The following is a 17,213-nucleotide window of genomic DNA, read 5'->3' on the forward strand; positions in this document are numbered from 1 at the left end:
CCGTTCCGAGTCGCGTGCCATACGCCTGTGCGGGCCGGCGGCCCGCTACCGGGAGGTGATGCCGACGATGTACCAGCGCCCGTCACGGAGTTCGGCCGAGACGGAGAGCTGGGCCGCGGCCGTGGTCGGCGCCTTCCCCTGACGCTCGTAGACCTGGTCGAGGAAGACCAGGAGACGGGCGCTGCGCTCCGTCAGCCGGGTCACTCCCGCCCGTACGACCTGGCTGGTGAGCGTCAGCTTCTGGTCGGCCGCCTGCTTCTCGACCTGGCCGAACAGCGCCGCGTACTGTTCGAGCGCCTTCCCCGCGAGGACCTGCTTCGCCGATGCCTTCGTGGCGGCGGTGGCCTGCGGGCTGTACGAGAAGACCTTGCCGAGCGCGTTGCTGACGTCCCCCGCGACCTCGGTGGTCGCTTCCGTGTCCGTCAGCGCCCGGTTGGACGTCGCGGGAGTGTCCCTCAGCTGCCGGCCCTCGGCGAAGAGCAGACCACCGGCGACGAGCAGTGCGACCGCCGAGACCACGCCGGCGATCCGGGGCCACCGGCGGCCGCTCCCGCGTGCCCCGCTCGTGTCCTCCCTGTCGTCGTCCGGCGCGTCGGCCCCGACCGCGCCGGCCGCTTCGATGTCCTCCGTGTCCACTCCGGTGCCCACTGTCGCCGTCCCCGCTCTCTCGTTCATGCGCCGCCGCCGACCGGGATCGCAGTCAGCGCCTTGACCTTCCAGCCGTCCCCTGTGCGGGCGAGGCTCGCCTCGAAACGTTTGCGCTGGGTGCCGCCCTCACCGGTGCGCGGGCTGACCTCCACGTCGACGGTCGCGATCAGCGCCGCCGTACCGGTCCGCTCGTCGAGCGCGGTGAGCGCCGCGTCGGTGACCTTTCCGCGGGCCGTGGTTCCGGATTTCGTCAGCTCGCTCGCGTCCTTGCTCCGGGACCGCCTCAGTTGCTCGTGGAGCGGGCCGGTGGAGGAGTCGAGCCAGGCCGCCAGACCCGTCCTCACCTTCCCGGGGTCGCTTCCGTCCAGACTGTTCAGCCGGGCGAGGTGACGCTTCCCGTCGGCCAGGGCGGCATCGCGGGCCTTGGCGTACGCGAGCGTGTCGTCGCCCCGGGCCTGGGCATAGGACCAGCCGCCGAGTGCGCAGATCAGTACGGCGGCGAGCAGTGCGGCCCAGCCGGCGGGGTTCTTCGTACGCCTGGTCATCGGCCTCCTCCGAGTCCCAGCAGGCCGGCCATGCCCTCGGCCCCGGGCCCGGTTCCGGCGGTCGCGCCGAGTGCGCCGGGAAGCGGGCTGCCCGTTGCGTCTCCCGGGAGCGAGCCCGGCCTGACCGGCTCGGGCACGGGTCCGCCCCTGGGGGCGTTCGCACTGCCCCGGACGTTGATGCCGGTGCCGGGCGACGAGGCGCAGCGGGCCCTGGTGTTGACCGAGGCGGGGGGCTTGGTGTCGAGGCCGTTGCGGTAGGCCGTGCCGCCGTATCCGGCGGTGCAGGGCAGCGGCTCGAAGAAGGTGACCGACATGCCGAACCTGGCGCCTTCGTCGTCGACCGCGCTGGCCCCGGCCGCCGCGACGGCGGGGAGCTTCACGAGCAGTTCCTCCAGTCCGCGCTGGCGTGTGACGGCCACTTCGGAGGTGGTGAGGAGATTGGCGACCACCACACCGAAGCTCGGGTCGAGATCGCGCAGCAGACCACTGATCTGTCCGGCGGCGTCGGGCGCGGCGGCGATCAGCTTGCGCAGGTCGGAGTCGGAGCCCTTGAGTTCGGCGGCCAGTTCCTTGGCGCCCGAGGCGAAGCCCTTGAGTGCCTCGCCCTCCTCGGCCTGGGTGCGCAGGACGGTTTCGCCGTCGGTCATCAGCTTCGTCGTGACGGGCAGGGCGTCGTCCGCCGCCTGGACGAACTCGCCTCCGGTGTCCAGGAGGACCTGGAGGTCGTCACCACGTCCGTTGAACGCGGCGCCGAACTCGTCGACGACCGTGCGCAGATTCTCCGGGTCGACGGAGCTCGCCAGGTCGTTGACGCTGGTGAGGACGTCGGTGGGAGGCGCCGGGATGGTGGTGTCGGCCTGGTCGATGACCGAGCCGTTCCCGAGGAACGGGCCCTCCTTGCGGGTGGGCCGAAGGTCGATGTACTGCTCACCTACGGCCGAGAGGTTGGCGACGACGGCCCGCAGACTGTCCGGGATGGGCGGCGCGTCGTCCTCGATGCGCAGCTCCGCCTCGACACCGTCGCCGGTGAGCTCGATGGGCCCGACGCGGCCCACGGACACCCCTCGGTAGGTGACGTTGGAGTGCGTGTACAGGCCGCCCGTCTGCGGGAGTTGGACCGTGACGGTGTAGTAGCCGCGCACTCCGATGTAGTGGCCGAGGTCCGCGTACCGCACGCCCAGGTAGCCGAGCACGATGACGGCGATGAGCAGGAAGGCGATGTTCTTCAGCCGGATGGCGGGAGTGATCATCGTGCGCTCCCCTGCGAGGTCGCCGGGACGGACGGGAGGGGCAGTGGGAGCGCCGCGCCGGACCGGGTGCCGGACGCGGATGCCCCGGGCTCGGCGGACGGGCCGGACGGGGTGAGCGCCGGGATGATCTGTGTGCCGGGCATCGCCGTCACGTCGAGGTAGACGTTGAGGTAGTCGCCCTTCACCCCGCGCAGCACCTCGTCGGTGAACGGATAGGTGAACAGCACCTGGAGGGAGTCGGGCAGGTCCTGGCCGGAGTCGGCGAGTGCCTGGAGGGTGGGCGCGATGGCCTTGAGGTCGGCGATCATGTCGGCCTTGCTCTTGTTGATCGTGTCGACGGCGACGGTGGAGAGCGTGTCCAGCGAGCGCAGCATGGTGAGGAGGGAACCTCGCTGTTTCTCCAGGACCTTCATGCCGGGGCTGAGTCCGGTCAGGACCGTCCCGACGTCCTGTTCGCGGGTCGCGAGGGTGGCCGCGAGGCGGTTGACACCGTCGAGTGCCTCGGTGATGTCCTCCTTGTGGTCGTCCAGGTTGGTGACCAGGGTGTCGACGCGTCCGAGCATCGAGCGGATCTGTGGTTCCCGCCCGGCGAGTGCCTTGTTCAGTTCGGTGGTGATGGTCTTGAGCTGGTTGATCCCGCCCCCGTTGAGGAGCATCGACAGCGCGCCGAAGACCTCTTCGACCTCCGGGTTCCGGTTGGTGCGGTTGAGCGGTATCCGGCCGCCGTCGGCCAGCGTTCCCCGGGCGGTCCCGGTGGCCGGCGGTGAGAGCTGGATGAACTTCTCGCCGAGGAGGCTGGACTGTTCCAGGTGGGCGTACGCGTTCTCGGGCAGCTCGATCTTCCCGTTGACACGCATGGTGACCTCGGCGGTCCAGCTGCCGGGGGTCAGGGAGATCTTGGTGACCCGCCCGACCGCGACGTCGTTGACCTTCACCGAGGACTGCGGGGCGAGGCTGAGGACGTCCCCGAACTCGGCGGTGATCTCGTACGGATGGTCGCCCAGGTCGGCGCCGCCGGGCAGCGGCACCTGGTCGACGGTGAACGTCGGTACGTCGACGGCCGTCACCACCAGGGCCACCGCGACCCCCGCTGCGAGCAGGGCGGCGACGCCGGTCGTACGGGGCCCGGGTCTGCGGAGGGCGCGGCTCATCGGTTCCCCCCCTTCTGCGTCGTGGTCTTCCCGGGAGTGCCGTAGACGGTGCCGATCTCGGGGAGCGGCAGCACGGGCAGTTCGTCGCGGCGGTCGGGGTCCACCGGCCGGAGACCGGTGAGGCCCGTCGTACCGGCGGCGGAGTCGACGAGGGGGCCGCCCATGGAGAGCTCGTTGAGGTTGGTCCGGCCGTTGAGTGTGCGGTTGGCCGGGTCGTAGGCGTTCAGGGCGTTGCCGGCCGCCAGCGGCAGGGTGTCCATGGCTTCGGCGAGCGAGGCCCGCTGGTCGACCAGGGTCTGGGTGAGCGGCACCAGGGCGTCCACGTTCTTCTTCAGTGAGCCGCGGTTCTCCTGGATGAAGGTCTTGACCTGGCCGAGCGCGGTACCGAGTTCCCTGAGCGCCGCGCTGAGGTTCTTCTTGTCGTCGGCGAGGAAGCCGGTGACGGAGTTGAGCTGTTGCTCGGCGGCCCGCACGTTGCCGTCGTTGTCCTTGAGCATGGTGGTGAACGTCTGCAGGTAGGAGAGCGTGTCGAAGAGGTCGCCGCTGCTCCTGTCCAGGGTCTTCGTCGCCTTGCCGAACTCTTCGATGGAGTCCCCGATGGCCTTTCCGTTGCCGTCGAGGTTCTTCGCCCCCGTGTCGAGCAGTCCGGCGAGCGCTCCGTCGGCGTTCGCCCCGTCGGGGCCGAGCGCCGTGGAGAGCTCGGTGATGGACGCGTACAGCTGGTCGACCTCGACGGGGGTGGCGTTGTTCGCGGCGGGCAGCACCGCGTTGTCGGCGAGCTGCGCTCCCCCGTCGTACGCGGGTGCGAGCTGGACGTACCGGTCGGCGACGAGGCTCGGGGCGACGACGACGGCGTGCGCTCCCTGGGGGACCTTGATGCCCTCGTCGAGCCGCAGGGTGACCTTGACCTCCTCGCCCCGCGGTGTGACCGACTCGACGGTGCCGACCTTCACGCCGAGGATGCGCAGATCCGATCCTGCGTACACACCGGTGGCCTGGTCGAAGTAGGCGGTGATGGTCGTCTTCCCCTCGTCGTCCAGGGCCATCACCCCGGTGGTGGCCACGACGGCGACGACGGCGAGTCCGGCGCCGATGGAGACGATGCGCGTGAGTCTCATGTCAGCGGCCGCCTTGCTTCGGAGGCATGCATCCGGGCACCTCGGGGTTCTGGGGCGGCAGGTAGCTCTTGGGGACGACCCCGCAGACGTAGTTGTCGAACCACCGGCCGCTGCCGAGGGTGTTGCCGATTAGCCGGTTGTACGAACCGGTCAGCGACAGCACCTTGTCCAGGCTCTTGCGGTTCTTCACGAGGACGGCCGTGACCCGGCCGAGCGAGTCGAGGGTGGGCTTCAGCTGCTTGTTGTTGTCCTCGACGACTCCGGTGAGCTGGGTGCCCAGGTCACGGGTTCCGGTGAGCAGCAGATGGATGGAGTCGCGGCGCGCCTGGATCTCGCCGAGGAGGAGGTTGCCGTCCTCCAGGAGGGTCTCGAAGCTGCTCTTCTTGCCGGCGAGGGTCTTGGTGAGCTGCTTGCTGCCCTTGAGGAGCGTGACGAGCTGGGCATCGCGCTCTGAGACCGTCCGGGACAGTGCGGAGAGCCCGTCGGCGGCGCTGCGTACATCGGGCGGTGAGTCCTTGAAGGTCGCGGAGATCGTCTCGAAGCTCTTGGCGAGCTGGTCGGTGTCGATCTCGCCGATGGTCTCGCCGAGTCCGTTGAACGCCTGCGTGACGTCGTACGGGGAGGTCGTGCGGCTCGCCGTGATGCGGGAGTCCGGGTCCTGCGGGGCGTCGCCCAGCGGGTCCACGGCGAGGTACTTCTCTCCCAGGAGGGTCTTGATGGCGATGCCGACGGTGGAGGAGTTGCCGATCCAGGCGTCCTTCACCTGGAAATCGACCTTCACCTTGTCGCCGTCGAGCGAGACTCCGGTGACCTCGCCGACCTTCACCCCGGCGATCCGTACCTCGTCGCCGTCGGCGAGCCCGGCCGATTCGGTGAAGTCCGCGCTGTAGGTGGTGCCGCCGCCGACGAAGGGCAGCGAGTCGGCGCGGTAGGCGCCGAGTCCGACGAGAGCGAGGACGAGGAGTCCGACGATGCCGACGGCGACGGGATTGCGTTCCCGTACGGGCTTGATTCTCATGCCAGGCACCTCGGTTGGGTGATCTCGATGCCGGTGGGCGGCGCGCTGCCGTCCTCTGTCGTGACCCCGCCGACCTTGGCTTCGCAGAGGTAGAGGTTGAGCCACGAGCCGTACGAGGTGAGGCGGCCGATCGCTTCCATCTTGGCCGGGGTCTTCTGGAGGAAGTTCTCGATCTGCGGTGTGCCCTTCACCAACTGGCCGGAGAGGCGTCCGAGTTGCTTGATGTCGTCCTTGAGCGGCTTGCGGCCGTCGTTGATCAGGTCGGCGGTGACGGTGGTGAGCGCGCCCATCGCCGTGACCGCTTCGCCCAGGGGCTTGCGGTCCCCCGCGAAGCCCGTGACGAGCTTCTCCAGGGTGACGACGAGGTCGTTGAAGCCGGCCTCGCGGTCGTTGACCGTCTTCAGGACCGTGTTGAGGTTCTTGATGACCTGACCGATCACCTTGTCCTTGGCCGCGACGGTGCTGGTGAGCGAGCCGACGTGCTGGAGGATGCTGTCGACGGTGCCGCCCTCGCCCTGGAGCACCTGGACGATGGAACCGGCGAGCTGGTTGACGTCCGGCGGGGAAAGCCCCTCGAACAGCGGCTGGAAGCCGTTGAAGAGCTGGGTGAGGTCCAGCGCCGGAGTCGTGCGGGAGAGCGGAATGGTCGATCCTGCCGCGAAGCTCTCGCCGACCGGGCCGGCACCCTGGTCGAGGTCCACGTACCGCTGGCCGACCATGTTCAGGTACTTGATGGAGGCCGTCACGGAGGCGGGGAGCTCGCGCCCCTTGCGGACGGCGAAGCCGACCTCGGCGAGCCGCTTGTCGGCCACCTCGATGGACTCGACCTGTCCCACCTCGACTCCGGCGATCCGGACGCTGTCACCGACGATCAGTCCGGTGGCGTCCGTGAACCTGGCCTTGTACGTGGTGGTGTCCCCGACGCCCGTGTTGGCGATGGACAGGGCGAGCACGGCGGTGGCCATGACGGTCACCAGGACGAAGACGATCGATTTCGCGAGCGGTCCCGCGAGGGAGCGGCGCTTCACTTGAGCTTCACCTCCGCACCGCGGAAGGCCGGACCGATGAGCACGCTGCTCCAGTCGGGCAGGGTCTGCGGCTGGACTTTCAGTGAGGGAGCGACCAGCTCGTTGACGAGCCGGGACTCCTGCGGGGAGTTGGGCATACCGAGGGCGGTCTCGGGGGCCGGGGGTTCACCGGTGGCCGGGGGCTCACCCCTGCTCGGGGCCTCGCCGGTGACCTCGCCGACCTCGTGCGCCCTGCGGGCGTCGGCGGTCGGCACGCTCTTGCCGACGTACGGGACCGAGTAGCAGTGCGGTCCGCCGGTCGCGTCGTAGACCGGGGTGTCCCTGCCCGGCACGTACTTCCCCTTGGACGGGACGGACTTGACCGTGACGTGGAGTCCCGGTTGCCTGGTGCCCTTGCCGAGCGCCTTGTCCATGGCCGGGATGAATCCGGCGATGGTCCGCAGCGTGCAGGGGAATTCGTCCGAGTACCGCGCGAGGAGTTCCAGGGTCGGCCGGCCGGCCGCGGAGAGCCGGATGAGGTTGTCCTTGTTCTTCCGGAGGAAGGCGGTGATGTCCTGCGCCGAGGCGGTCGTGGACCCGTACAGGTCCGCCAGTTCCGCCTGCTGTTCGGCGACGGTGGAGCTGGTGGTGGTGAAGTCGGTCAGTGCGTCCAGGACGTCGGGCGCGGCGTCCCCGTACACCCTGCTCACCTTGACGAGTTCCTTGATGTCGGCGTTGAGCGTGGGCAGTTGGGGGTTGAACTCGGCCAGATGCGCGTCGAGCGTGACGAGGGTGTCGCCCAGCTTGTCGCCGCGCCCCTCAAGTGCCTGGGAGACGGCGTTGAGGGTGGCGGAGAGCTTCTCCGGCTTCACGGCGGTCAGCATCGGAAGGACGTTGTCGAGCACCTGTTCCAGCTCGATGGCGTTGCTGGAGCGGTCCTGCGGAATGACGGCTCCGGCCCGCAGCGCCCGGCTGGACGGGATGGGCGGCGGTACGAGCGCCACGAACCGTTCGCCGAAGAGCGTGGTCGGCAGCATCTGGGCGGAGACGTCGTCGGGGATCTGCCCGAGCCTGCCGGGCTCGATGTCCAGGGTGAGCCTGGCCCCGTCGCCGTCGGCCGCGATGTCGCGGACGTGGCCGATGACGACGCCGCGCAGCTTCACGTCGGCGTTGTCGTGCATCTCGTTGCCGACGGACCCGGTGCGCACGGTCACGGTCGCGCTGTCGGTGAAGTCCTTCTCGTACACCGAGACGGACACCCACACGAGCACGACGGGCACGAGCAGGAACGTGACTCCTGCGAGTCTGCGGCGGACCGTCCGGATGTTCTGGGCACTCATCAGCCGGCCACCTTCACCGTCGTCGTTGCGCCCCAGATGGCGAGCGAGAGGAAGAAGTCGGTGACGCTGATCAGCACGATCGCGTTACGCACCGACCGGCCCACGGCCACACCCACTCCGGCGGGCCCGCCCGTGGCGTGGAAGCCGTAGTAGCAGTGGGCGAGGATCACCAGGACGCTGAAGATCAGCACCTTGAGCACCGACAGCAGCACGTCGTCCGGGGAGAGGAAGAGATTGAAGTAGTGGTCGTACGTGCCCGCGGACTGGCCGTTGAAGAGGATCGTGATGTAGCGGGACGCGACGTACGAGGAGAGCAGCCCGATCGCGTACAGCGGGATGATCGCCACGACACCGGCGATGATCCGGGTGGTGACGAGGTAGGGCATGGAGCGCACGCCCATCGCTTCGAGGGCGTCGACCTCCTCGTTGATCCGCATCGCGCCGAGCTGGGCCGTGAACCCCGCGCCGACCGTCGCGGAGAGGGCGAGGCCGGCCACCAGCGGGGCGATCTCGCGGGTGTTGAAGTACGCGGAGATGAAGCCGGTGAAGGCGGAGGTGCCGATCTGGTTGAGGGCCGCGTATCCCTGGAGGCCGACGACCGTGCCCGTGAACAGCGTCATCGCGATCATCACGCCGACGGTGCCGCCGATGACTCCGAGGCCGCCGCTGCCGAAGGCCACTTCGGCCAGGAGCCGCTGGACCTCCTTCAGATAGCGGCGCAGCGTCCGCGGAATCCAGACCAACGCCCGTACGTAGAAGGTGAGGTGGTCGCCCGACTTGTCGAGCCAGCTGAGCATCGCCATCGGTCAGCTCCCCTTCGCGGGGACGATCTGGAGGTAGATCGCCGTGAGGACCATGTTCACGAAGAACAGGAGCATGAAGGTGATGACGACGGACTGGTTGACCGCGTCCCCGACGCCCTTGGGTCCGCCGCGCGGGTTGAGTCCGCGGTAGGCGGCGACGATGCCGGCGATGAAGCCGAAGATCAGCGCCTTGAACTCGCTGATGTACAGGTCGGGCAGCTGCGCGAGCGCGGAGAAGCTGGCGAGGTACGCGCCCGGTGTGCCGTCCTGCATGATCACGTTGAAGAAGTAGCCGCCCAGGGTGCCGACGACCGAGACCAGGCCGTTGAGCAGGACGGCGACGAGCATCGTGGCGAGGACGCGGGGGACGACGAGGCGCTGGACGGGCGAGACGCCCATGACCTCCATCGCGTCCAGTTCCTCACGGATCTTCCGCGAGCCGAGGTCGGCGCAGATCGCCGATCCGCCGGCTCCGGCGATCAGCAGCGCCACGATGAGCGGGCTGGCCTGCTGGATCACCGCGAGGACGCTGGCGCCGCCGGTGAAGGACTGCGCGCCGAGCTGCTCGGTGAGCGAGCCGACCTGGAGGGCGATGACCGCGCCGAAGGGGATGGAGACGAGGGCGGCGGGCAGGATCGTGACGCTGGCGATGAACCAGAACTGCTCGATGAACTCCCGCATCTGGAACGGCCTGCGGAAGATCGCGCGGGTCACGGCTGCCGTCAGCGCGAACAGCTTCCCGGTCTCGCGCAGCGGGGCGAGCAGCCGCGACGGAGGTGTCTGCCGGGGCGGCTTCGGTACGTTCTCGGCGGGCGGCTCGGGCGGCCGCACCGGCAGCGGAGCGGTCATGGGCGCGCACCGCCCACGGTCGGCGTGTAGCTGTTCAGGATCGCCGTGCGGGCGGCCTCCGGCAGCTGGCCCATCATGGAGATGACCCGCTCGCGGCGGCGGAGTGCGGCCTGCCGTACGGGCATGCCGGGCGAGGGCTCCAGCTGCGGGACGACGGTGCGGGGCCCCGCACCGTATCCGCTCCCGTTCACCTGCTCGGCGGCGAGCGTGGCGGCGTCCTTCTCCTCCGACATGCCGATGGGGCCCTCGCGGCGTCCGGCGAGGAACTGCGAGACGACCGGCACGTCACTGGTGAGGAGCACCTCACGCGGCCCGAAGGTGACGAGGTTGCGGCAGAACAGCATGCCCATGTTGTCCGGGACGGTGGCCGCGATGTCGAGGTTGTGGGTGACGATGAGCATCGTCGCGTCGATCTGCGCGTTGAGATCGATGAGCAGCTGGGAGAGATAGGCGGTACGGACCGGGTCGAGTCCGGAGTCCGGTTCGTCGCAGAGGATGATCTGCGGGTCCAGGACGAGCGCGCGGGCCAGGCCGGCGCGCTTGCGCATGCCGCCGGATATCTCGCCGGGCAGTTTGCCCTCGGCGCCCAGCAGTCCGACGATGTCGATCCGCTCCATGACGATCCGCCGGATCTCGGATTCCTTCTTGCGGGTGTGTTCACGCAAGGGGAAGGCGATGTTGTCGAAGAGCGACATCGAGCCGAAAAGCGCGCCGTCCTGGAACATGAGACCGAAAAGCTTCCGGGTCTCCATGATGTCCCGCTCGGGACTGTTGACCATATCGACGCCATTGATGAGGACGCGGCCCTGCTCCGGCTTCAGAAGACCGATGATGGACTTCAGGAAGACGGTCTTTCCGGTTCCGGAGGGGCCGAGCATCACGCTCACCTCTCCTGCCGGGAGGGTGAGGCTGACGTCCTGCCAGATGTTCTGCTTGCCGAAGGACTTCGTCAGGCCCTCGACGACTACTTCGATTCCCATCGGCCCTCCCTCGAAGTGGTGGTGAACGTGGTCATCTGTCAGCGCTCCGGCTCTGAGAAATCCAATGGCGGCTCGTCGCACATGCACCGGACGGCGCACGCTATGTCCGCCGAAACCGTCAGGACAAGCCGTTGAACAGCGGAAATCGGCGTACACGGGGCTCGGTCTGGATCACTTGTCACCGAGTGACAAATCCGTACGACGGCTTTGTCGAAAACTGCGCAAGCTCTCCGTGTGCGGCCGGGGTTCCGCGGCCCGGGGGCCGGAGCCACGAGACCCCGAAGCGAGGGAGACCTCCGCCCCGGCCGGCTGACCCGGGCGCGTCGGGAACTCCCGGGGGAATCCCGGCCAGGGGGGCGCGACCAGGACTCCGTGTGCGTCGAACGAGCAGGTACGGATGGGTTTCCGAGCTGCTCATGCGGGACGCTACGGGTGAGTAACCTCCCTCCGCAATAGCGGTTCACGAACTTTCTCGGACGCGATTGCGCCACCCTGTTTTCTTGTAGTCGAATGAGTAATCGGCGCGCGAAACCTATCGAATAGTGAGGCTTCATATGCGGTGTCGCGGGGCCCGGAAAGGCCCTCCCGGCACGCCGAAGCCCGCCCCGACCAGGGGGCATCCGGTCGGGGCGGGCTCAGAAGCGCGGTGGTGACGGCACGCACGAAGTGACAAGGAGAGGAGCGCGGTGCCGCTGCTGCGTAACGGGGGCTAGTTGACCGCGGAGTGCCAGTTGTCGGAGAGCACCTTGCCCGCGTTGGGCGTCACCAGACCGGGAGCGGTGAGACCCGCCGTGTAGGTCTTGGCGTCGTTGAGGACGAGCTTGTTCGACCCGGAAGCGGCGGGCAGGCCGACCTTGAGGTCGATCGCCCAGCTGAGCAGGCCGGCCAGACCGCATCCGGTGGCCTTCGGCACGGCGAACGTGCTGTCGCCCTGGGCGGCCCCGGTCAGGGCGAACCCGATCATCGACCCCTCGTCCTGGTTGGCCGTGCCGTCACCGTCGAACCTGTTGACGCCCAGGGTCGGAGCGCTCGCGTTCCCGGGGCGCAGGACGACCGGAGCGCTGTTGGTCCCGATGTAGCAGTTGGACCCGAGCAGCGGGTTCTCCAGGTGGATCCTGACGGGCAGCCGGACGATGGGCCCGGAGGTGATCCCCGCGACCAGGCTGAACTCGGTCGGTGCCCCGGCCGACACCACTGTGGCGGTCACCTTGTTCAGCGTGGCGTTGGTTATCTGCCCGCAGACGGCGGAGACGACCGGAATGTTACTGGGGCACATGATCCCGAGCAGACCGCCGGGGATCGTGGTCTCGCCGCTGACGAGGGAGCCGGCGGCCGGCGGCACGACGGTGTACGTGCCCTCGGCCGGGTGCTGGATGACGCCGAACTGCATGTTGGTGGAGCCGGTCGTCGCGGTGGTGTTGCCGAGCTTGATCGACCCGTTGGGCGACACGGAGGTCACGCACAGCGGGACGTTGGTGTCACCGTCCGCGGCGAGCATGGCGGGGGCGTCCACCGGACAACGGTCGAAGGGCGCCCAGCCGCCGTTGAGCTGGGCGGCGGCCGTGGCGGCGCCGGCCGGGGTCGCGGCCAGGGGCATGACCAGCGCGGCGGATGCGGCGACGGCGAAGGCGCCCTTGGTCCAGGTCTTCGTGGCAGGTCTCATCGGTCCCTCAATTCGTTAGCGGCTCTTGGGAGGTGTGGTGCTCGGTGCGATGGTGGGTACGGCCGCGGGGGTCAGCGTGCCGCTTTGGGCACGTCCACCGGTTCGTAGCCGGTCGTACAGGGAGTGCCGGAGCCGGAGCCCTGCGCGGCCGCGCAGGGAGCGCCCTGGACCTGCTTGACATAGCCGGGCACTCCGGACAACGAAGCGGTGAAGAGGTTGTCGAGGTCCTCATCGACACCGCATCCGCTGAAAGGGGGAAGCGTCACCGACCCCGTCAGTTCGCCACCCGTCGCCAGGGTGTATCCCTTGCTGCCTTCCGCGGGCGTGAACGTCCCCAGGCCGTTCAGAGTGAGCGTGAAGGGTCTGCTCGTACGGCAGTTGTCACCGACGTCCAGCGGAACTCCGTTGACCTCCACGTCGCGCAGTCTCAGCATGAGTTCCAGCGTGATGGCCGTGACGTTCCGGCTCGAGAAGTCAGCGAGATTGATGGCCAGGTCCGACTTGATGTTCGGAGCCCTCGTTCCGTCGGCGCGCGTTTCCGTGGGGATCTGTGTCATCTCCAGCGTCGCGGTGGTCGGCATGAATCCGAAGGTCAGAAACGTGCCCTGGGACGGTGGCAGCTGTGTTTTGCCCTGGTAGTCGAGGTCCACGGTCGAGTCCTGGTACACGTGCATGAATCCCGGTTCGGTGAGGTCCAGCCTGGACGGGCCCTGCGTGATCTGCCCGCAGGCCAGGGGAAACCTGCTTGCGCCATTCAGTTTCGCCACGTTCGCATAGCCGGTCACGTACGCGACCATGTTGAGCTGGTCGTCCGGGTCTCCGACACACGGCGGCGCGTCGGCGGGCCTCGGTTCCTCCGCCCTCGCGCCGACCTCCGGCGCGTCCGCTGCGGGCTTCTCCTCGTCCTCCCCCGGCCAGTCGGCCGAAGGGGACGGTGCGGGTGCGGACGATTCGGGCTCACCCGCGACATCCACCGTGGCCAGGGCAGGGTCCTGGTCGGCATCCAGGACACAGGCCAGGTCAGTGGTCGCCGGCTCGGTCGGGGCACCATCGGCCGTCCTGGTCGTGAGCACTCCGGTCAGGCCGGCCGCCGTGAGCGAGAGGTCCCCCGGCGCCCCGGGTCTGACGTAGGGAACGCCCCCCGAGGTGCTCAGCGGCAACTCTCCCTCGGAGGGAATCGGCGAGGCATCGGCAGTCGTGCCGATCCACTCCGCCCGGGCCTCCTGTCCCTTCTGCGCGACGTCGACCGCGAGCCGCATCTCGGCGCTCACGGTCGCCGCCGCCGAGTCGGCGGATCCCGTGAGCGCACCCTCGGGGAGCGTCACGTCCAGGACCACGTCCTCGGGCTGTATCGCCTGTCCGGGCAGCGCCGACTCGGGAATCGTCGCGGTGATCCCGACCTTCACCGGCTGCTCGCCCTGCGGGAAGTCACAGGTGTAAGCCAGCTCCACGTCGATCTCCTGCACACCGGATGCTGCCTGCGCGCCGGGAATCATCCCGCCCAGCAGCACCGCGGTGGCCAACGCGGCGCCCCGCGCCGTATGCCGCCGGGCTCCTGTCATACGACGTCCCCTCACTGACGATGTCCCCCTTCGTACGGACCGGACGTGAAGCGCGCGGTGGGCCGGCCCGCACCGCGCTTGCTGAGCACCCGAGATCGGCGAACGGGCCGGATCAGGGGGTGTGTACGAGGGTCGGCCCGGCCAGGCCGCCGACGTCGCGCACGGAGTTCCGCCGCTCGGACGACGAGGTCGCACCACGGCTGCTGGTCAGGACGGACCGGACACGATCGCACGGCGGGTGAGCCCGCCGTGCGATCTCTGATCACCCGGGACCGGTGGCGGTCTGGGTCAGGGGGTGTACACGATGGTCGGCTTGACCGTGCCGCCGGCCGGCGTGACCGCCAGGTAACTGGCGGTGTACGTCGGGTTGTTACCGACCGCCGCGATGCCCGCACAGCCCGCGCTGGCGGCCGTGACCGTCAGCTTGTACGTGCTGTTGTTGCTGACAGCCAGCCGTCCGGTGGAGTTGGTGTACGTGGCGGCGACCCGGCCCTCCACGGTGAAGGTGCAGGTGAGCACCGTCAGGTTGGCCTTCACCCCGGAGATGTACCCGTTCGTGACACCGGCGCTGTAGGTGTTCGCCATCAGCTTCCACGGGATGGTGGTGTTGGCGGTCGGCGACACGGGGCCGAACGGGCTGGTGCACCCGCTCCAGGTCAGCGGAGCGATGGTGCCGACCTGCACGTTCGTGGTGCCGGCGGCGGATGCCATGTTGCCGCCCGCCGCGGACGACGTACACGTCATCGGGATGCCGTTGAGGTTGAGTGTGACCGTGCCGGCAGTGGCCGAGAACGACGCGGGCGAGGTGGGGCCGACTGTCCACTGGGGGGCAGCGACACCGGCGATGGCGGCGGGTGCGGCGAGGGCGACAGCGGCCGTGGCGGCGCCGGTTGCCATCGCGAACTTCTTGAGGGTGTTGCGCACAGTAGTTCCTCCGATTCGACAATGCGGGTGGGGTGCACTGTTGCGGGGATCGCACGAGAGCCCGCACCAGGGGCGGGACGTGCGGCTATGAACCGTGTTGCGGGGGCCGTGCTGCTCATTCCAGCCACATACACTCTGTGACAGGCCGTGACGTTACTCGCGGGAAACTTTGAGCACAATCCTGCTCGTCGAAATTACTCTCGCCCAGTTCATTTCTCGTCCTTGACTTACTAATTCCCCCGGCGTAGTTGTCACTTGGTGCGCAATATCGCGATGGCCCACGGCACCGGCCGGGCTCCGGACTGTGTGCCGGGCGGCGGTGTCCACGCCCTGTCGCACGAAAACGCACCACCGGCACGACCGGCCACACCCCAGGCGCGGCCAACGCCCGTGTCACCACGATGTACATCGGGACAACCGCCGCCCCGCCCGGGCACGAACAATCTTCTGCTGAACCGCGCATTCCGTCCCGGAATCCGATCCCACCGGATGAATTGGTCAATCGTCGGTTCACCGGCCCGGTTGACGCGCCACCGCATTCACGCGCCCGCGATACTCCGACGCGCCGGCCCGAGCACTTCGAGACAGGTCACGCCGGGCGCGCCACCACGGCGGACACCCGCGTTCAGCCTTACTCCCGGGAGGAGCACGCGGCTGAAAACATTGTCCGGAAGTGAGTAATCCCGCCTCACCTGCACAGGAACCCCATGACAAGGCCACAGTGTGTGGCCTATGCACTTCGATCTTGTGCAAGTGGTGGGCACACTCGTTGACTTGGTCTATCTTCATCGCGAACTTGGTACGCACCTGTCGGTCCGTGGGAGCGCTTTCCCCCCACCGCCTCACCCCCACCGGGCGCCGGAGAGCAAGGGGACACGTCATGCCGCGAGCAATTTCACCGTCGGACACGGGGGATCCGCTGGGGCCACTCCCCCAGGAGTTCGCCGCGATCATGCGGCCCGAACTGCCGAGCCTGATCAAGGAGATCGGGGTCGAAGTCACCCGCGCCTACCCGGAATACGCCCGTCTGCTCAACGGCCCCAACGGCCAGGCCATTCGCGTCGGCGTGGAGCAGAGCCTCGCCTCCTTCGTCGACCTGGTCGCGGAGCCGTCCACCTCGACGACCCTCCGGGACGACATGTGCCGCCGCTTCGGCCGTTTCGAAGCGTACGAGGGCCGCACGATGGACACGCTTCAGGGCGCCTATCGACTGGGCGCCCGCGTGGCGTTGCGGCGGGCGAAGAAAGTCGGCCGCAGTTATAAGTTCTCGCCGATGCTCATGCTCAGTTTCGCCGACGCGGTGTTCGCGTACATCGACGAACTGGAAGCGCTTTCCCGCGAGGGTTTTCTCGAAGTGCAGTCGCAGTCCGGCGAGCAGAGCGAGGCGATGCGCCGCCGTCTCCTGCACCTGATACTCGCCGGCAGCCCCGTCCCCCGTAGCGCCATCGCCGAACTCTGCGAGCAGACGGGATGGGTCCTGCCCGAACAGGTCACCCTGGTCGCCGTCCGCGCCCCCGCCGGGCTCGACCGGTTCAGCGCGGACCGCGACATCCTGGCCGATCTCAGCGACCCGCAGCCGCACTTACTGATCCCGGGCCCGCTCGACGACGCCCGAAGACTCATGCTCGAACAGTCCCTCCCCACCACGCGTGCGGCGATCGGCCTGACGGTCCCGACCGCCCTCGCCTCGGATTCGATCCGCTGGGCACGCCGGGTGCTCGAACTCGTCGACTCGGGCGTGATCGACGACGCGCCCTTCGTGCACTGCGAGGACCACCTCACGACCCTGTGGCTGCTCTCCGACCCAGCTCTCCTGGACCAGCTCGCCGAGCGTGAGCTCGCACCCGTCGCCGGGATCAGCGCCACTCGGCGGGAACGGCTGGTCGAGACGCTCCGCATCTGGCTCGATACCCGCGGCACCGCCGCCCAGATGGGCGAGCTCCTGGATGTCCATCCCCAGACGGTCCGCTATCGCATGCGCAATCTGGAATCGATCTTCGGTGAGCAGCTGGTCGATCCCGAGAGCAGGTTCGCCACCGAGGCGGTGCTGCGGGCGCTGCAGTTGCGCGCCCGCAGTGCGGAATCGGCCCTCTAGGGACCTCTCGTCCGTGGCCCGCGGATCAACGGCGGGTGCCCCTCGAACGATCGCCCGGCCGTGTGGTCCGTGCGTGCCGCGATCACGCCCACGCGGTGCGGGGCTGCCGGTGTACGCGCCCTTGGCGTCGAGGGGGCGGCTCCGCCCCTTCCGCGCGCCCCTCATGACGGGGCCGTGACGCTTACGTGTCCGGAGGCGGCTCGGTGAACGGGGGGTGAAGGGGAACTCCGCCGGGCGACGGCTCGTTTCGACGCTTGGAA

Annotated in this window: 15 protein-coding genes; 1 reads left to right on the top strand and 14 read right to left on the bottom strand. The window is 68.8% G+C overall.

The genetic code is table 11. The features are described from left to right. Positions 1 to 45 precede the first annotated feature (45 nt). The 14 genes from ACFWSK_RS06200 to ACFWSK_RS06265 all read right to left on the bottom strand — a co-directional run bounded on the left by ACFWSK_RS06200 (position 46) and on the right by ACFWSK_RS06265 (position 14,858). On the bottom strand, positions 46 to 675 hold the full coding sequence (locus ACFWSK_RS06200) for a hypothetical protein (protein WP_383782533.1): 630 nt from the start codon (positions 673 to 675) through the stop codon (positions 46 to 48). Next, a complete protein-coding gene (locus tag ACFWSK_RS06205) occupies positions 672 to 1,193 on the bottom strand; it encodes a hypothetical protein (RefSeq protein WP_383782535.1) in 522 nt (173 codons plus the stop codon). Before ACFWSK_RS06205 ends, ACFWSK_RS06200 begins: the two co-directional genes overlap by 4 nt. Beyond that, entirely contained in the window at positions 1,190 to 2,443 is a 1,254-nt protein-coding gene (locus ACFWSK_RS06210; protein WP_383782537.1) for an MCE family protein, read from the bottom strand. The genes ACFWSK_RS06205 and ACFWSK_RS06210 overlap by 4 nt, the downstream gene beginning before the upstream one ends. Next, complete coding sequence (locus ACFWSK_RS06215) at positions 2,440 to 3,594, bottom strand: MCE family protein (RefSeq protein ID WP_383782539.1); 1,155 nt, start codon at positions 3,592 to 3,594, stop codon at positions 2,440 to 2,442. Before ACFWSK_RS06215 ends, ACFWSK_RS06210 begins: the two co-directional genes overlap by 4 nt. Then, positions 3,591 to 4,712, bottom strand: coding sequence for an MCE family protein (locus ACFWSK_RS06220; RefSeq protein ID WP_383782541.1), 1,122 nt, complete (start codon positions 4,710 to 4,712; stop codon positions 3,591 to 3,593). Before ACFWSK_RS06220 ends, ACFWSK_RS06215 begins: the two co-directional genes overlap by 4 nt. A gap of 1 nt (position 4,713) precedes the next feature. Beyond that, entirely contained in the window at positions 4,714 to 5,730 is a 1,017-nt protein-coding gene (locus tag ACFWSK_RS06225) for an MCE family protein (protein ID WP_383782543.1), read from the bottom strand. Beyond that, positions 5,727 to 6,758: an MCE family protein gene (locus ACFWSK_RS06230; RefSeq protein WP_383782545.1), complete on the bottom strand. Its 1,032-nt coding sequence runs from the start codon at positions 6,756 to 6,758 to the stop codon at positions 5,727 to 5,729. Before ACFWSK_RS06230 ends, ACFWSK_RS06225 begins: the two co-directional genes overlap by 4 nt. Further along, positions 6,755 to 8,077 (bottom strand): MCE family protein, encoded by a 1,323-nt coding sequence (locus ACFWSK_RS06235; protein ID WP_383782547.1) that lies wholly within the window; start codon positions 8,075 to 8,077, stop codon positions 6,755 to 6,757. The genes ACFWSK_RS06230 and ACFWSK_RS06235 overlap by 4 nt, the downstream gene beginning before the upstream one ends. Continuing rightward, the gene (locus tag ACFWSK_RS06240; protein ID WP_383782549.1) at positions 8,077 to 8,880 is read right to left on the bottom strand and encodes an MlaE family ABC transporter permease; all 804 of its coding nucleotides are present in this window, start codon (positions 8,878 to 8,880) and stop codon (positions 8,077 to 8,079) included. The genes ACFWSK_RS06235 and ACFWSK_RS06240 overlap by 1 nt, the downstream gene beginning before the upstream one ends. Before the next feature lie 3 nt (positions 8,881 to 8,883). Further along, on the bottom strand, positions 8,884 to 9,729 hold the full coding sequence (locus tag ACFWSK_RS06245) for an MlaE family ABC transporter permease (protein ID WP_383782551.1): 846 nt from the start codon (positions 9,727 to 9,729) through the stop codon (positions 8,884 to 8,886). Continuing rightward, complete coding sequence (locus ACFWSK_RS06250) at positions 9,726 to 10,709, bottom strand: ABC transporter ATP-binding protein (RefSeq protein ID WP_383782553.1); 984 nt, start codon at positions 10,707 to 10,709, stop codon at positions 9,726 to 9,728. The genes ACFWSK_RS06245 and ACFWSK_RS06250 overlap by 4 nt, the downstream gene beginning before the upstream one ends. A gap of 709 nt (positions 10,710 to 11,418) precedes the next feature. Next, on the bottom strand, positions 11,419 to 12,372 hold the full coding sequence (locus ACFWSK_RS06255; protein ID WP_383782555.1) for a hypothetical protein: 954 nt from the start codon (positions 12,370 to 12,372) through the stop codon (positions 11,419 to 11,421). A 71-nt stretch (positions 12,373 to 12,443) separates the two neighbouring features. Further along, the gene (locus ACFWSK_RS06260; RefSeq protein WP_383782557.1) at positions 12,444 to 13,934 is read right to left on the bottom strand and encodes a DUF6801 domain-containing protein; all 1,491 of its coding nucleotides are present in this window, start codon (positions 13,932 to 13,934) and stop codon (positions 12,444 to 12,446) included. A 288-nt stretch (positions 13,935 to 14,222) separates the two neighbouring features. Beyond that, complete coding sequence (locus tag ACFWSK_RS06265; RefSeq protein ID WP_383782559.1) at positions 14,223 to 14,858, bottom strand: hypothetical protein; 636 nt, start codon at positions 14,856 to 14,858, stop codon at positions 14,223 to 14,225. 880 nt (positions 14,859 to 15,738) lie between these two features. Between ACFWSK_RS06265 and ACFWSK_RS06270 the strand changes: the two genes are divergently transcribed. Then, positions 15,739 to 16,953: a helix-turn-helix domain-containing protein gene (locus ACFWSK_RS06270; RefSeq protein WP_383782561.1), complete on the top strand. Its 1,215-nt coding sequence runs from the start codon at positions 15,739 to 15,741 to the stop codon at positions 16,951 to 16,953. The last annotated feature ends 260 nt before the right edge of the window (positions 16,954 to 17,213 follow it).

Source organism: Streptomyces sp. NPDC058620 (assembly GCF_042717135.1).
GTDB lineage: Bacteria > Actinomycetota > Actinomycetes > Streptomycetales > Streptomycetaceae > Streptomyces.

Bases quoted from the DNA above. Each gene is read 5' to 3' on its own strand.
- ACFWSK_RS06240 (WP_383782549.1), bottom strand. From the start codon at position 8,880: ATGGCGATGCTCAGCTGGCTCGACAAGTCGGGCGACCACCTCACCTTC.
- ACFWSK_RS06260 (WP_383782557.1), bottom strand. From the start codon at position 13,934: ATGACAGGAGCCCGGCGGCATACGGCGCGGGGCGCCGCGTTGGCCACC.
- ACFWSK_RS06215 (WP_383782539.1), bottom strand. From the start codon at position 3,594: ATGAGCCGCGCCCTCCGCAGACCCGGGCCCCGTACGACCGGCGTCGCC.
- ACFWSK_RS06210 (WP_383782537.1), bottom strand. From the start codon at position 2,443: ATGATCACTCCCGCCATCCGGCTGAAGAACATCGCCTTCCTGCTCATC.
- ACFWSK_RS06255 (WP_383782555.1), bottom strand. From the start codon at position 12,372: ATGAGACCTGCCACGAAGACCTGGACCAAGGGCGCCTTCGCCGTCGCC.
- ACFWSK_RS06270 (WP_383782561.1), top strand. From the start codon at position 15,739: ATGCCGCGAGCAATTTCACCGTCGGACACGGGGGATCCGCTGGGGCCA.
- ACFWSK_RS06205 (WP_383782535.1), bottom strand. From the start codon at position 1,193: ATGACCAGGCGTACGAAGAACCCCGCCGGCTGGGCCGCACTGCTCGCC.
- ACFWSK_RS06220 (WP_383782541.1), bottom strand. From the start codon at position 4,712: ATGAGACTCACGCGCATCGTCTCCATCGGCGCCGGACTCGCCGTCGTC.
- ACFWSK_RS06245 (WP_383782551.1), bottom strand. From the start codon at position 9,729: ATGACCGCTCCGCTGCCGGTGCGGCCGCCCGAGCCGCCCGCCGAGAAC.
- ACFWSK_RS06250 (WP_383782553.1), bottom strand. From the start codon at position 10,709: ATGGGAATCGAAGTAGTCGTCGAGGGCCTGACGAAGTCCTTCGGCAAG.
- ACFWSK_RS06235 (WP_383782547.1), bottom strand. From the start codon at position 8,077: ATGAGTGCCCAGAACATCCGGACGGTCCGCCGCAGACTCGCAGGAGTC.
- ACFWSK_RS06200 (WP_383782533.1), bottom strand. From the start codon at position 675: ATGAACGAGAGAGCGGGGACGGCGACAGTGGGCACCGGAGTGGACACG.
- ACFWSK_RS06225 (WP_383782543.1), bottom strand. From the start codon at position 5,730: ATGAGAATCAAGCCCGTACGGGAACGCAATCCCGTCGCCGTCGGCATC.